Origin of the sequence: Izhakiella capsodis (assembly GCF_900115045.1) — a bacterium.
Classification (GTDB): domain Bacteria; phylum Pseudomonadota; class Gammaproteobacteria; order Enterobacterales; family Enterobacteriaceae; genus Izhakiella; species Izhakiella capsodis.
The window spans coordinates 125,922-141,729 of sequence record NZ_FOVC01000004.1 but is presented as its reverse complement, the minus strand read 5'-3'; the positions used below and the strand labels follow the sequence as shown (position 1 = coordinate 141,729).

The following is a 15,808-nucleotide window of genomic DNA, read 5'->3' as shown; positions in this document are numbered from 1 at the left end:
ATGAAGACGATCCTGGTCCGCATAGCCAGGCAGCGTAAGCCTTTTTATGCACTGGTCGCGCTAGTGCTGATCCTGCTGGCTGGCGGGGCATGGGGGCTGCGCAGCATGATGTCAGGCACGACGGCACCGCTGCTCTCGCAGGCAATAGACCGCGGTGATATTGAAAAGGTGGTGCTGGCGACCGGAATACTGAAACCTTCCGTGCAGGTGAACGTGGGTGCACAGGTCAACGGTCAGTTAAAAAAACTCTATGTGCAAGCCGGAGATCGGGTAACCAAAGGGCAACTGCTGGCGGAAATTGACCCGACGCTGCAACAGAGCGAACTGCGTAAATCGGAGGCCGAGCTGGACAGTGCGCTGGCCCAGAAGCAGGGGGCGCTATTCACGTTAACCGAGTACCAGCTGGAGTTGAAACGTCAGCGCCAGATGGATCGCGATGGATCGGGAACCAAAAGCAATCTGGAGCAGGCGCAGGCCAGGGTGAATACCCAGCGGGCGCAGATAAAAGTCAATGAGGCGCAGATCGTTCAGGCACAGATGGCGCTGGAAACCGCGAAAGCCAACCTGGGTTATACGCGCATTCTGGCACCGATGGACGGCCAGGTTCTGGGGATTGTCACCAAAGAGGGCCAGACCGTGGTCTCCTCTCAAACCGCGCCGACGATTCTGGTGCTGGCGAACGTTGACACGATGACGGTGCAAACCCGTATTTCAGAAACCGATATTCTGAAAGTGCATCCCGGTCAGCCACTGACATTCTACGTGGTCGCCGATCCGGGCCATCGTTATCAAGGCGTAATGGGCGCGTTGCAGGATGCCCCTAACGAGGCGTTGCAGGATGACGATATGCGCGGCCAGCCTCAACAATCCTCCGCCGTGTATTACAACGGCGTGTTTAGCGTGCCGAATCCCGGCCATCTTCTGCGTACCTCTATGACGGCGCAAGTGTTTATCGTTACTGAGCGGGTCAAAAATGTGTTACGCCTGCCGGTGATGGCGCTGGGTCAGTCGCAAGGTGACGACGACTACGCAGTGCAGGTCGTGAAAGGGGGGACAACCGAGCAACGTCTTGTTCATGTGGGGATCAACGACCGACAGTTTGTAGAAGTGAAAGCTGGACTGCATGACGGCGAGCGTGTGGTTATACCAAACACCACAGGGGGCAAGAATGGCTAGCTCGCCGGTAATCGAACTTTCCCACATCTCTCGCCGTTTTGGCTCGGGCAACGCTGAAGTGACCGTGTTGAAGGACATCTCTCTGCGCGTGCATGCCGGTGAGATGCTGGCAATTGTCGGCGCGTCCGGCTCGGGTAAATCCACGCTGATGAATATTCTGGGGTGCCTGGATAAGCCCTCGGAAGGCGAAATGTCGATTATGAGTCTGTCGACCCAGGCCGCTACAAGTGAAGAGCTGGCGCAGTTGCGCAGTCAGTATCTGGGGTTTATTTTTCAGCGCTATCACCTGATGCCGTATCTGACGGCGATCGAGAACGTCACTATTCCGGCGCTGTATACCGACATGCCCGCTTCTACCCGCCAGTCGCGCGCGGAACATTTGCTGGGACGTTTAGGGCTGGGGCCGCGTATGCACTACCTGCCTGCACAGCTCTCCGGTGGTCAGCAACAGCGCGTGAGTATCGCGCGCGCCCTGATGAACGGCGCGCCGGTGATTCTGGCTGATGAACCCACCGGCGCACTTGATAGCACCAGCGGTCAGGCGTTGATGGATATTCTGCATGGCCTTCATCAGGCCGGACATACGCTCGTTATTGTGACGCATGACCGAAGCATCGCCGCGCAGTGTCAGCGCATTGTTGAAATCCACGACGGCCAGATGGTCGCCGATTACGCCAACCCGGCAATGCAACAGGGTGAGTCACAGTCGTTACCAGCAATTGCCTCTATCGGCCGAACCCCGGTGTGGCAAAGCATCAAAGAAGCGGTGCGCATGGCGTGGCGTTCACTGCTCGGGCATCGTGTCCGTGCGTTTCTTTCTATGCTCGGCATCATCATCGGTATTGCCTCTGTCGTCTCTTCTATGGCGGTGGGCGAAGGGGCACGACAAAGTATTCTGAACCAGATAAGCCAGCTTGGCACCAGCACCATCCAAATTCGTCCTGGTCTGAGCTGGGATCAACCGCGACCGGATTTTGAACGTTCGCTGACGCTGGAAGACGTTGCGCTGCTTGGCAAACAACCGTTTACCGATAGCCTTTCGCCAGTGGTGAGCGACACGGTTCGGGCCATCCGTGGGGGAACACAGGTTCTGGTGTCGCTGCTGGGCGTCAGCAACGGCTTCTTCCGAGCTCAGGGCCTGCAGTTTATTGCCGGGAACACATTTACGCCTCGCGACCTGACAGATCGTGAGCCGGTGATCATCATCGATCCTAACGTGCGCGCTACGCTGTTCGCCAACGGCCAGGATCCGCTGGGCGAAATTATTCAGCTCGCCGGGGTGCCGTTCCGAGTGATTGGCGTCGCAGATAAAAAAGGGCCGAAGTCTATTGGCGAACAGCCTGGTGCCTGGGTTCCGTATACCTCGCTGCTTGAAAGGATGTCAGGTGATACGCCGCTGCAGTCTATTATCCTGCGTATTGCTGACGGTTACCCGATCGAGGTGGCGCAGCATCAGATTGAGCAACTGCTGATATCGGCACACGGCAAGCGCGACTTCTTCACGCTGACCAACGATCAACTGACGAAGACGATCCGTAAAACCTCAGAATCCATGACGCTGCTGATCACCGCCATTGCCGGGATCTCTCTGCTGGTCGGTGGTGTAGGGGTGATGAACATCATGCTGGTCTCCGTGACAGAGCGCACCCATGAAATTGGCATACGTCTCTCTGTGGGTGCGCGCCCGGTTGACATCATGCGCCAGTTTCTGATTGAAGCGATGGTGATTTGTACGCTTGGCGGACTGATCGGTATTATTGGATCGGGCCTGGCGGGGCTGATTTTTTCTCAAGTTACCCAAGAATTCACCATGATTTTTACCTGGCCGCCGATTCTGCTGGCGGGTGGATTTTCCGCGCTAATCGGGTTGGGATTTGGCTTTTTCCCGGCGCGCAATGCGGCTTGTCTGCATCCGACTGAGGCGCTGGCCCGCGAATGAATATTCTGATCCGGTCTCTTGCGGTGCTAATCATGCTGATGCTGAACGGGTGTGGCCAGGCACTGAAAAGCGATTATCAGCGCCCGTTGCTGTCGGTTCCTGATGTCTGGCGCGAGCAGGATACCGGTGAGGGGGTGGTGAAATTTACGCCGCACTGGTGGAATAACTTTGACGATCCTCAGCTGTCACGGCTTATTGTGGCAACGCTGCAAAGTAATAACGATTTAGCGCTGGCCGGCATAAAGCTCAGGCAAGCGCGGCTGGCGGCTGGCCTGTCCGATCTCACCCTGACGCCTGATTTTTCTGCCAACGCGACTGCCACCAATAGCCAAAATTTACGTCGCAATACCACGCCAACGGAAAATTACAACAATGCGCTTACGGCGTCGTATGAACTGGATCTCTGGGGAAAACTGGCGCGCACGCGTGAGCAATCTGACTGGCTGGCAAAGGCATCAGAACAGGATTTACATGCAACTGCACTGACCCTGATCGGCACGGCGTCCCAGCTTTACTGGCAGACGGCCAGCCTGAATGCGCAAATCGGCAATATGCAGCGCAGCGTGGATATTGCCCGGGATACGTTGGCGATGGTGACCTCACGCTGGCGAGCCGGGGATCTTGGTCAGCTTGATTATTTGCAGGCACAGCAAACGCTATTGAGTCGGGAAAACAGCCTGCGCGATCTCTACCAGCAGCGTGATGAAAGCCGTAATGCGCTGGCGATTTTACTGGGCCGTCCGCCAGGACAATACACGGCGGAGCGCGCTTCGCTGGATAGCAAACAGCGCGTGCCGGTTGCGCAACGGCTCCCGCTGGCGATGATAGCCCAAAGACCGGATGTCCGGGCGGCCGAGCTGAAGCTGCGTGCGGCATTGGCCGGTTCGGATGTTGCCCGTCTGAGCTTTTATCCCTCACTGACGCTCAGCGCGTCGCTTAATGCCGGGGCGTCGGTATTCCGGCAATGGTTTAGCAATCCGGTCAGAACGCTGGGATCAGCGCTCAATCTGCCCTTCATTGAATGGAATAGGGTGCAGCTGACCATTGCACAGTCTGATTTAGATGTTCAGAGCGCGGCCATTCAGTTCAAAAAAACAGCCTACAGTGCGTTGCAGGATGTCGATAACGCTATGTCGCAGCGCCTGACTTCGCAGCAGGAAAAACAGCGTCAACAGGATAACTTCGCGCTAAGCCAGCGAAGGCTGGCGCTGGTGGAAAGCCAGTATCGCTTCGGTGCCGTGTCCTATCAGACGCTGCTGGATTCGCAGAACGCACTGCTGGATAGCGAGAATGCGCGGGTAACAACGCAATACAACTACCTGAATTCCACCATGAAGCTCTGGCTCGCACTGGGTGGTGGAGAAGACGACACAGTGAATCAATAAGGATGAGTCATGCAAAGGGAGAGTTTACCGGCGATGAATACACCACGTCGGGTTGTGGTCACCGGGTATGGTGCGGTCACCCCTCTGGGAATGAATTCCGCAGAGAGCTGGGCGGCTATCATGAACTACAAAGTTGGCTATCGTTATTGCGATAAGTCTGCCGCGGGGATCAAATCCCGTTTTTACGGGCTGATTGATGAGGAACCCTCGCTCAAGGGCGTTCCTGCTGCGATCCGCCGCCGCTTGCCGCGTTTTGCACGGCTTACCCTGGCCGCCGCGCGTGAAGCCATGCAGATGGCCTTTGGTGATGAAAAGCTGGAGCAGTACTACGATTTACGTGATTGCGGCACCATCATGGGCACCGGCTGGGCCGGGCAAGACGAAACGCAATCACACTATGAAGAATTTATGCGTAGCGGCGTAGGATCACCCTTTGGCTGTTTTTTCTCGATGCCGAACGCCGCCACGGCGGCCGTCAGCCTGCTGTGGGCACTTCGGGGCTATCAAAATACGCCGGTGGCCGCCTGCGCAACCGGAACGATGGCCGTGGGAGATGCCTTTGAATTGATTCGCCAGGGTCGTGCAAACATGATGCTGGCCGGCGCGGGCGAGTCACTGCGTTCTGATTCAGCGGTGTGGAACATTGACGTATTGGGCGCGCTTGCCAGCGAGCAGGCGGTGTTGACCCGCGCCTGCTGTCCGTTCAGCCAGCATCGTAACGGCTTCGTGCTGAGTGAGGGGGCGGCTGTGCTATGCCTGGAGGAACGGGAGTCAGCCATTGCGCGCGGTGCGAAGATAGTGGGTGAAATTCACGGCTATGGAAATTACTCTGACGCCTTCGATTTTACCGCCCCGGCTGACGACAAAATTGCCCGCGTGCAGACCATTCGCTGTGCGCTTAATCAGGCTGAAATTGGCGCCAGCGAACTGGATTACATTAACGCACACGGAACCTCTACACCGCTTAACGATCTCAACGAAACAGAAGCGCTCAAAATGGCGCTGGGGGAAGCGGCCTACGCGACGCCCTGTTCGAGTACCAAATCCTATAGTGGTCACCTGATTGCGGCGGCTGGCAGTTTTGAATCCATCGTCTGCCTGCAGGCACTACAGCATCAGGTAATACCCGCGACCTGTCATCTTGATACGCCGGACCCGCGCTGCGATCTGGATTATGTGCCGAACAGACATCGCCCGGCCGCATTGAACATGACGCTTAACCTGAGTTTTGGTTTTGGCGGCGCGAATGCGGCGCTGGTTATTGGGCGGGGGGAATAATGGCACTGTGCTATACGCAACGAGATGCAGCACGTTGGGCTGTGTTTTCCGGCGATCATAATCCGATCCATTTTGACCCTGCCGAGGCGCGACGTCTCGGTATGGATCGATTGTGTATACACGGTATGCGTGCGCTGCTGGAGGTGAAGTCAGGACTCAGTCAGGCACTGGAGAAACACCTATTTTGTTCAGATGGTTTTCTATTCAGTAGCCGACTGCGCGCTCCCGTGCTGTTCGATATACCTTATCAGCTGTCATTAAACGAAACATGCCAGGGCGACAGGTTGCAGATCGGGGGAAAACTGGTTAATAGCGATACCCAGCAGAGCAGTATCAACAGTAAGTTGAGCGTGGCGATGCCGCTGACGCTATCACCCGTCATCCGGGCAAGCATGCTACCTGGGGACAGGCTCTCGGCAATCTATAACCAGTTCCTGACGGTAGAAAATAATCCAGTGCCGCTCTGGAGCCTTTTAGACGCGATTCTGTTTCGTCAACTGGTGAATGCCACGGAAACGCTCGAAAGCGTACGGGATCTTATCCCCGGCCACAAGGCTAACTGCCTCGGCGATATATTAAGTCTGGTGCAGGTAGTACAGACCCATCATCAGGTCCATTTTGCGTCCTGGCTGTTACAGCCTGTGGAGAAAGTGTGGTCAGGTGAACCGCTGCATTATGCCATCCAGCCGACGCTGGTGATGGGTGAAAAGGCGCCAGGGCTAGTGTTAGTTACCGGCATCCAGGCATGGCGGACTGATGAACCGTTGATTGCGGTAACGGTGACGTTAAAAACCGGACCGCTGGCTACGGAGTGAAACACCGTTTTTCACTCACTAAAAATTTGTTCTGAAAAGTATTAAGCAACGCAATTAAAGGGAATAAAAATGGCGCAATTTGATGAAGTTTATACCAAGGTATGTGAGATGCTGTGTGATGCAAAAGATCTGGAGATGACTGATCTTCGACCAGATATGCCGCTGTATCTGCTTAAACTCGACAGTCTGGACTATGTGGAGTTAATGGTTCTGGCGAAGAAAGAGTTTGCTGTCACGCTTGACGCTGAGATGTTTACCCGTCATCCCAACATGACACTGAGCGAGTTGTGTCAACATCTTAGTGAAAAAAGCCAGTAAATTATGCACACTCAATGGATCTTAGTGACAGGCGGAAGCCGCGGGATAGGTCGCGCCACGGTGTTGCGTTTGGCAAAACAGTGGAATGTGGTATTCACCTGGTGTAAAGATGAAGATGCCGCACGCGAGGTTGAGTTGGCTGGCAAAGCATTACCCGGCACGGTTAAGGGGTTCCAATGTGATGGCTGCGACGAGCAGGCGGTGATCGGCCTGGCTACCGATCTGCTGGCGCGCTTCGGCGCGCCCTATGCATTGGTACACAATGCTGGCGTGACTTTGGATGCCTTGCACATTCAGCAAAGCGCTGCGAACTGGCACAAGGTTATGGACACCAACCTTAATGCCGTATTCTATTGGAATAAGTTGCTGCTCGAACCCATGATGATGCAGGGCACAGGGTCGGTTGTGATGATGTCGTCGGTTACCGGTGTGAAAGGCAACAGTGGGCAAAGCGCCTACGCGGCAAGTAAAGCCGCGATGATGGGGCTGACGCGCTCTCTATCCGTTGAATCAGGCCGCTTCGGAATTCGAGTCAACTGTCTGCTGCCCGGTTATATTGATACCCAGATTATGGACAGTATTCCTAAAGTTAAGCTGGCGGAACTGCGAAAAACAATCCCAATGAAACGTTTCGGCAACGTGGATGAGGTGGCGAGTGCCGTCGCCTGGCTGGTCAGCGATGAGAGCAGTTATATGACCGGACAAACCCTTATTCTGGATGGGGGCCTTTCTGCCTGAGGCCAGCAAACAGGGCGTGGCAGGCCCTGTTTTACTGGCACAGCCTTTCAGGCAGCTGATTAGCGTCAGGCAAATAATGCCGCCTGTCTGTTACGAATTATGGAACGGTAGTTTATAATCGCTTTTGAAGGAATGAAGTCGTTAAGCCTACTGAAAATTAATATCTTTTGATATGAGTGGTTAATTATACCTTTTAGATGATGCTGTCGCTCTGTTGATATTGTGTGGCGTTATTGATTTCAATTCTGGCGCTTAGGTGCAACTCCGGCGTATAAGCTTTGTTAGTTTACTCTGTTGAGTCCTGATGGCTGCTTGAGGCAATACGCCCACTTTTATTTTTACGTTATTTCTTAAGTAAGAAATGATAAGGTGAAAGTTAGTTCTGATTTATTCATTTTTTTCTTTAATAAGAAATAAACATGCAGATTAAATCTGTTTTTATTGTTATATAGGCAATTTATGTCTTTGGTTTGCGCTACAGACTTCGTGTTTGAGTATTCTTCGCTGTTTGAACCCATGATGAAAAAATTGATATGATTTGTCGCCATTTTTCTCATACTCACGGGATAATCAGAAATGGTCATTCCTGCACAGGCGCACAGCTTTATCGCTGTGATCAATACCTGAAAACTTTTCAGATTAACTATCGCTACAACGGTGTTAAACCTGATACCCATCACGCTATTGAAGAGATGGCGATGAATGACGCCGGGCATCGTGATACAGCAAGGGCGCTTCGGATCACTCTCAATACCGTTCTGCGACATCATTAAAAAAAATCGAGCCGCAAGATTGTGGTAACTATCTGAAATTAAAATGTTTAACTGTTATCTGCTGCAAAGTCAGTCAACCCTGATGACAGGTAAGCGGTAAAGACAGTTGGCACTACCTGTTTTATGCCTGAGGCCGGGCCAGTTAGCGCCGTTTAGTATGGAGTGATTTATTGTAAATTTATGAATTTTGATGAAAATACTATTCTCTGCGTCCGTTTACTGTCTCGTTTTACATACCTGATATCGTGCCGGAACGCTGGATGATGCTGGCTTCAACCCGTTATGTTATAGCCAGAATCACAGGGTGCGAGTGGAACGACGTAGTCACGCTTCGTAACCTCATTTTCAGCGCCTGGATCGGGATATAATTTTCGTCTCATCATTAGAAAATGTTCAAAAAAAAGACTGTATGGTCTCTGGCAATGAGTTCATGCCATTAAATTACGGCACTATTCGTGATTCGGAGACTGGCTGATTGCGTGTTATTTTCTCATCGAAGAATGAATTATCTCGTCACGGATTTACTGATTAATGAATAACTCTGTTTCGGGATTAATTTTTCAGATTAATAGAGATGTTCATATATTGATACAGGTCGATGACTTTGCTAAAACTGACTGAGGAATAGACGTGAACCGATTCAGTGTTATTCGGGGTTGGATAATATTCAGAGCGGATTATCATTACGGTGAATGACGCATAGCGATACAAAGGAGTCTGATTAAGAACCTGTAACCAATTTATTGCATTCGAATGGTTTTGATATAAAATGAATAGGCCTTCTTTAGGAGAAGGCCGTTACGCTATCTATTAACTTGAGACAGCTTCTCATGAAATAAATATAGGTGCGGCAGGTAATTTTTTTTCATAACGAAGCCAATAATCGCGTTATAGGGATATTAGTTTTTATTTTTCACAGGATAATTCTCATGAAAAAGACTCTTCTTGCTATAGCATTGATAGCGACTTCCGCTGTCTCTGTTTCTGTTTCCGCTGCTGATGGTGCAGTTAACTTCACCGGAACTATCACCGATGCAGCCTGTACAATTGACACCGCCTCTCAGAACCAAAATGTTCTGATGGGAAATATCTCTCGTACCGCATTTTCGGGGGCCGGCTCCACGGCCGCACCGAAGAACTTTACCCTGGTACTGACTAACTGCCCCGATACCGTGACAGGCGCAACGGTCCGCTTTGACGGGACGCAAGTTCCTGGCGACAACAGCATCTTGATGCTGACTGACAGCGGAAGCACCACGACGGCACAGGGTGTTGGTATTCAGATTTCAGATAACCAGAACAAAGTCGTCCCGCTGTACGAGGACTCTTCCGTTTATCCTCTGATCAGTACTGGCGCTAATAAGCTGAACTTTAGCGCGCGTTACATCGCTGTAGCTGATCAGGTCACCGTGGGTAGTGCGAATGCTGTAACGCAATTCACGGTGGTTTATAAGTAATTTCGTTAAGTTGCAGCAGGTCAGAGGCAACGACTGCCTCTGACTTTTTGAACCGTTTCAGGCAGGTAGGGATACCATGAAAAATTGGCGCATAGCAGCGTTAGCAGTTGTACTAACGACTTTCTGCACGATGGTAAAAGCGGGCGTGGTGGTCGGCGGCACGCGTCTGATTTATGACGGCACAAAAAAAGAGTCATCCATTAATGTCAGTAACCCCGACAAAAACGTCTACTTAATTCAGTCATGGGTGGACAGCGCCGAGGCAGGTGCTGGTGTACAGGCGAGCAGACCCCCATTTATCGTGACGCCGCCTCTATTCCGTCTCGGTGGAAATCAGCAAAATATATTGCGCGTGATCCGCGCCGGTGGCGATCTGCCGGAAAACAAAGAGTCGCTGTTCTGGCTCAATATCAAATCTATTCCGTCTGTGGACAAGACGCAGCAAAACACGCTGCAAATTGCGGTAAAAACGCGCATCAAACTCATTTTCCGACCGGCTGGTGTAACAAGCACGCTTGAAGACACGGCAAAATTGCTGACATGGAAACGGGTGGGCAACCAGCTTCAGGTGACAAATTCATCCCCACATTACTTCACCTTTTTTAAAGTCAAAATCAACGGTACTGAAGTCAAGGGAGCCTCTATGGTGGCACCACAGTCAGTCGCTTCGTTTGATTTACCCTCCAACGTCGCCAGAGGATCGCTGACCTGGCAATTTATTAATGACTATGGAGGCCTCAGCAACGTTCTGACGAGCAGTATTTAATCTTGCTAATCGGAGGCACTTTACGCCTGTTGCCAATAGGGAAGTCGTTACCGCAGGCGTCAGGCTGCGTGATGAGGTGGAACGAAAAAATGGGAAATATTATAAAAAAACCTGCGACCGTCAGTTTCAAACTTTCCCGGCTTGCACAACTTGTGATCTGCCAGATTGCGCTCTCAACTGGCATATCAGGCATGGTCAGTGCAGAGGAATACTTCAATCCAGCCTTATTAGAAATCGATAATCCTGCCCAGGGTAAAGCTGATTTATCCATTTTCGAAGACAGCGAATTACAGCCACCAGGCACTTACCGCGTTGATATTTATCTGAATGGTTCAGCGGTGGATACCCAGGATGTCACATTCAGCCTGGTGACGGATGCCTCCGGTAAACGTAGTCTTCAACCTTGCCTGAGTGGCAAGACGCTGCAAGATATGGGCGTAAGAATTGGCATGTACCCCAGTCTTAAGGCAACAGAGGAGTGCGCCAGGTTTACCGATGCGATAGCGCAGTCCTCGGCTACATTCCTTTTTAACCAACAGCGACTGGATCTGAGCATTCCTCAGGCGGCTTTGAGTTCGCAAGCGCGTGGGTATGTTTCGCCGGAACTGTGGGACTCGGGCATTCCGGCGCTGCTGTTAAATTACAGCTTTAGTGGTGCGAACACGACAGCGCGGGAGAATAACGCCAGAAACGCCAATACCTACTATCTGAACCTGCGTTCTGGCGTAAATTTGGGGGCCTGGCGGTTGCGCAACTATTCCACCTGGAATCGGGACAGTAGCGGTAAAGTCAGCTGGAACACCATCAATACCTATCTTCAACGAGGGATTGAGAGACTACGAAGTCAGCTGACGGTGGGTGACAGCAACTCGCCAACGGAAGTGTTTGATACGGTGCCGTTCCGAGGTATTCAGCTCGCATCTGACGACGATATGTTGCCGGACAGCCAGAAAGGCTACTCACCGGTAGTTCGAGGCATCGCACAGAGTAACGCTCAGGTCACCATTCGTCAGAACGGCTATGTGATCTATCAGACCTACGTACCTGCCGGACCGTTTACTATTTCTGACCTCTATCCGACCGCAGGCAGTGGCGATCTTGACGTGACGATTAGAGAGGCAGATGGCAGCGAGCGAACCATGGTCGTTCCTTTTGCTTCTGTACCGGTTCTGCAGCGTGAGGGGCGTCTGAAATACAGTTTCACCAGCGGTCAGTACCGTTCGTACAACACGCAGATACGTAAAATACCGTTCACGCAAGCTACCGTCATCTACGGCCTACCCCGCGGTGCGACCATCTATGGTGGTCTGCAGGCGTCAAGTAAATATCAGGCGATGGCTCTGGGTCTGGGGCAGAACCTGGGTCGTATTGGTGCCTTCTCTGTCGACGTGACACAAGCGTGGGCCCGGCAGGAAGATGCCGCAAAAGAAAACGGGCAATCATATCGTCTGCGCTATGGAAAAAGCTTTGCTGAAACCGGGACCAACTTCAGCCTGGCCAGCTACCGTTATTCCACTGCGGGTTTTTATACCCTGCAGGAGGCAATCGAAACCTACGGCCGGGACAATAATTACCGCGATCATAAGAAAAGTCGCTCCGAACTCACGCTCAGCCAGAACTTATGGCAGAAGTGGGGGGCCATTTCGCTGAGCCTGGTGAAAGAGGACTACTGGAATAACAACCGGTCCAGCGAGTCGGCCAGCGTTGGCTATAACAACACCTGGCAAGGGATCTCATACAATGTGAGCTATAGCTACAGTCGCAACGGCATGGACAGCTTTGGCAACCAGACCAACTACACCGATCAGATTGCTGCTCTGAGCCTCATCGTACCCTTGAGCAAATGGATGCCGGGAAGTTATGCCATCTATAACCTGAATAGCAGTAAAAATGGCAGTACCTCCCACAACGTGGGACTCAGCGGTACGGCGTTACCTGACGACAACATGAATTACAGCATCACTCAGGGCTATTCAACGAAAGGAGGGGGCGCAAACGGCTACGCCAGCGCTGACTATAAAGGGGCTTACGGTGAAATCAACGCCGGTTACGGCTATGACAGCAGCCAGCGTCGTATGGATTATGGTCTGCAGGGTGGCGTGGTGGTCCATGAGAATGGGGTCACCCTTTCGCAGCCCCTGAGTGAAACGGTGGTGCTGGTAAAAGCGCCGGGCGCGGATAATGTGAGTATCGCCAGCAATGCCGGGGTCAAAACTGACTGGCGCGGATATGCCGTGGTGCCTTATGCCACCGCATACCGGCGTAATCAGATTTCCCTTGATACGACGACGTTGCCGGACAACGTCGATATGACGATGAGCAGTGCATCGGTAATACCTACGCGTGGCGCAGTGGTTCGTGCTGACTTCCAACCCAATGTGGGTCAGCGCGTATTGATGACGCTCACCCGGTCGAATGGCGAGGCGGTGCCTTTTGGCGCGACGGCGAGCATTGATGATGGCAAAAAGAGCAGTTCCAGCATTGTCGGTGACGGTGGGCAGGTTTATCTGTCGGGTATGCCGGATAGCGGAACGCTTACGGTGAAATGGGGTAATACAGCGTCACAGACCTGCCAGGTGAGTTATCGCCTGAAAGAACAGTCTGCTACCTCGGGTATTCAGCTTATTAATGGAGCCTGCCAGTAAGGTGGAATAAGGATATGAACGAACGAATGCATCCCTTTTTTGTAGACATCCCCTCACGCCGTAATTTATTGCGCCGTTTGTTATGGGGAAAAAGTGGCCTGCTGCTCAGCCTGGCGCTGGCCGCCGGTATGGTGAGTGCGCAGGGACAGGCCGCTGTTTGTGCTCCGATTGGCGGAACAAAAAATTATAACTTTGAGCTGAATTACACGCTTACCAATCCGTCCGAAAACACCACAGGCCGGGTGATTAAGCGTGCTTCAGCTTCAGACTGGAACCTCGGCGGGGTCTACAATGTGACCTGTTTTTGTCAGGATACCTATCAGAAAGGATTCGTCACGGCAAAAGTACCGGACACCGAGCAGGTCTACAAGGACGGTCCCCTCAACTTTTACAGCGTCAATGAATTTCTGGCCGTGGCCAGCGAGGTGTTTATCGCCGGGAATTTGGATAGCTATGTCGCCACGCCCTTTTTCAGCGTCAGCAATAGAAACAACGGGAGCAGTCGCTGCGAGACCGCTCCATACGGTACCGGCGCCAGCGGTTTCATCTCCTTGTACTTTAAACGCCCGTTTGTCGGCAAACAAACTATTCCGCTGACCAAAGTGGTTGATGTTTATATTGCTTCTGATGAGGAAACGCAGTCGCCGACGCCGGTATCAACCGTCTGGATGAGCGGTACGGTTGTTGTGCCACAATCTTGTGAGATCAATGGCGGGGGCGTGATCACGGTACCTTTCGGCGACATCATGTCAGGTGATATCGCCACAAAGGGTGAAATGGCGAAGAATTTTACGCCTAAAAACGTCAACCTGAACGTTGCCTGTACCAATATTTCTGAAGGGGTGAAGCTCAGCCTCTCTTTCCAGGGAACGCCCGATATCAACGATCCGACCCTGCTTTCGAGCACCAACACTGATATAGGCGTCAGGATTCAGGATACCGCTGGCGCAACCATCGCGCCGCAGAGTGGGCGTTTGCCACTGATGATGGATTACGCCTCACAGTCTGCCGTATCGGGGATCAAATTATTTCCCGTTAACACCACAGGTCATGTGCCTGAGACCGGTGATTTTACTGCGACAGCGACTATTCGTGCTGAAATCGAGTAATTTCGTGATGAAGCGCGTAAGGAAAAAGAGAATGTTTAAAGCGGCTGCTTCCATTACGAACAGCAAAGCAAAAACGCCAGCACTGATACTGTGGCTGGTAGCCTCGATACTTTCATCTCCGGTAAGTGCGGATACTCAACTTAACATCACTGGCAGAATCAAATCCTCGCCTTGCAAAGTTGATCTGCCAACCCGCGGATTGACTGTGGATTTAGGTCAGAAAATTTTGGCCTCATCACTGGCAGTGGCGGGATCTTCAACTAGCTGGCGACCTTTTTCGATTGTACTTAGCGAGTGCCCGATAGCCATTAATAAAGTAACGATGACACTGAACGGCACGGCGGATCAGATCGAAAACACGATGTACGCGAACACAGGAACTTCATCCCGGGTGCAAATTGAGGTGCAAAGCAGTGCTGGCACATCGCTTGGCAACATGGCGCAAATGGTGCAGAACGTGGATGCCGCAAGCCGTGGAACCACCTTCAATATGCAGGCACGGGTCCACAGTGCTCAGGGCAATGCCACGCCGGGAACGATTGTTGGCACCATGCAAGTTACCTTTACCTATCAATAGCAGTAAAAGTCAGGCGGCTGTTCCAGAGCGGGCTGGCGTCAGGACGCGTCACTTAAAAACAAGGAGGTAAGATGAACAACGTCATTAGCTTAACGCAAGATCCTGTCTTATCAGGGACGCTTCCTGCGGACTCTGCAGGCGATGGGGTGCTGATTATGGACGCCTGTCCAGCCACCGCGCTGGGCATAAAACAGATACTGGTGGAGTCATGCGGTATAACCGACGCGATTCACTATGTACAAAGTCTGGCGGGTATTTCGTCGCGAGTTGCCAGCGCGCCGCCTGCGCTCCTGATTATGGATATCTGCGGTGAAAAAGAACGGATGCTGGATGGGCTGCGGCTTTTGGCTCATCTGAATGAGGTCTGCCCGACAATGAAGATTATCGTCTGCACGGATTTTAATGACGATCGGATACTGGAGATGCTCATTTCATCGAAAGCCAACGGCATTCTATTAAAACACGAACCGTCATTGGCATTGGCGCAGTGTGTCTCCAAATGCCTCGCCGGAGAGCGCCAATGGCTAAGCCCCAAAGTGCAGAGGTTATATGTGAAGACAACGCCTAAAAATACCGCACTGACTGCCAGAGAACTGGATGTTCTCGCTCACCTGTTTTCAGGCCTGAGCGTGTCCAGGGTGGCGCAGGCACTCCATCGTGATATTCGTACTGTCAGTACCCATAAACGTAATGCCATGATGAAGCTGGGTTTTCACAATGACAGTGAACTCTTTTCCCGAGGCACCTGGATGGCACAAATCGGTCCCGCAACCGGACTTTAAGCAACCAGTTTGTTAACGGATTAACGGCCGGAAGTCCCGGCCAGCAAGGA

Annotated in this window: 14 protein-coding genes; all 14 read left to right on the top strand. The window is 52.3% G+C overall.

Annotation, left to right across the window (positions count from 1 at the left end; translation table 11 throughout):
• The 14 genes from BM191_RS08125 to BM191_RS08060 all read left to right on the top strand — a co-directional run bounded on the left by BM191_RS08125 (position 1) and on the right by BM191_RS08060 (position 15,758).
• Positions 1-1,176, top strand: coding sequence for an efflux RND transporter periplasmic adaptor subunit (locus BM191_RS08125; RefSeq protein ID WP_092877256.1), 1,176 nt, complete (start codon positions 1-3; stop codon positions 1,174-1,176).
• A complete protein-coding gene (locus tag BM191_RS08120) occupies positions 1,169-3,115 on the top strand; it encodes an ABC transporter permease (protein ID WP_092876979.1) in 1,947 nt (648 codons plus the stop codon). The genes BM191_RS08125 and BM191_RS08120 overlap by 8 nt, the downstream gene beginning before the upstream one ends.
• On the top strand, positions 3,112-4,500 hold the full coding sequence (locus BM191_RS08115) for an efflux transporter outer membrane subunit (protein WP_230479552.1): 1,389 nt from the start codon (positions 3,112-3,114) through the stop codon (positions 4,498-4,500). The genes BM191_RS08120 and BM191_RS08115 overlap by 4 nt, the downstream gene beginning before the upstream one ends.
• Positions 4,501-4,509: 9 nt before the next feature.
• The gene (locus tag BM191_RS08110) at positions 4,510-5,778 is read left to right on the top strand and encodes a beta-ketoacyl-[acyl-carrier-protein] synthase family protein (RefSeq protein ID WP_407927866.1); all 1,269 of its coding nucleotides are present in this window, start codon (positions 4,510-4,512) and stop codon (positions 5,776-5,778) included.
• Positions 5,778-6,593, top strand: coding sequence for a MaoC/PaaZ C-terminal domain-containing protein (locus tag BM191_RS08105; protein ID WP_092876977.1), 816 nt, complete (start codon positions 5,778-5,780; stop codon positions 6,591-6,593). The genes BM191_RS08110 and BM191_RS08105 overlap by 1 nt, the downstream gene beginning before the upstream one ends.
• Before the next feature lie 69 nt (positions 6,594-6,662).
• On the top strand, positions 6,663-6,911 hold the full coding sequence (locus BM191_RS08100) for an acyl carrier protein (protein ID WP_092876974.1): 249 nt from the start codon (positions 6,663-6,665) through the stop codon (positions 6,909-6,911).
• A 3-nt stretch (positions 6,912-6,914) separates the two neighbouring features.
• On the top strand, positions 6,915-7,649 hold the full coding sequence (locus BM191_RS08095) for an SDR family NAD(P)-dependent oxidoreductase (protein WP_092876972.1): 735 nt from the start codon (positions 6,915-6,917) through the stop codon (positions 7,647-7,649).
• A 533-nt stretch (positions 7,650-8,182) separates the two neighbouring features.
• A complete protein-coding gene (locus tag BM191_RS08090) occupies positions 8,183-8,422 on the top strand; it encodes an IS1-like element transposase (protein WP_092876970.1) in 240 nt (79 codons plus the stop codon).
• Positions 8,423-9,351: 929 nt separating this feature from the next.
• Complete coding sequence (locus BM191_RS08085) at positions 9,352-9,879, top strand: fimbrial protein (protein WP_092876968.1); 528 nt, start codon at positions 9,352-9,354, stop codon at positions 9,877-9,879.
• A gap of 76 nt (positions 9,880-9,955) precedes the next feature.
• A complete protein-coding gene (locus BM191_RS08080) occupies positions 9,956-10,645 on the top strand; it encodes a fimbrial biogenesis chaperone (protein ID WP_092876966.1) in 690 nt (229 codons plus the stop codon).
• 89 nt (positions 10,646-10,734) lie between these two features.
• Complete coding sequence (locus tag BM191_RS08075; RefSeq protein ID WP_092877250.1) at positions 10,735-13,290, top strand: fimbria/pilus outer membrane usher protein; 2,556 nt, start codon at positions 10,735-10,737, stop codon at positions 13,288-13,290.
• 14 nt (positions 13,291-13,304) lie between these two features.
• Complete coding sequence (locus BM191_RS08070; protein WP_230479551.1) at positions 13,305-14,399, top strand: fimbrial protein; 1,095 nt, start codon at positions 13,305-13,307, stop codon at positions 14,397-14,399.
• A gap of 31 nt (positions 14,400-14,430) precedes the next feature.
• Positions 14,431-14,976: a fimbrial protein gene (locus BM191_RS08065; protein WP_177203314.1), complete on the top strand. Its 546-nt coding sequence runs from the start codon at positions 14,431-14,433 to the stop codon at positions 14,974-14,976.
• A gap of 71 nt (positions 14,977-15,047) precedes the next feature.
• Positions 15,048-15,758: a response regulator transcription factor gene (locus BM191_RS08060; protein ID WP_230479550.1), complete on the top strand. Its 711-nt coding sequence runs from the start codon at positions 15,048-15,050 to the stop codon at positions 15,756-15,758.
• Positions 15,759-15,808 lie beyond the last annotated feature (50 nt).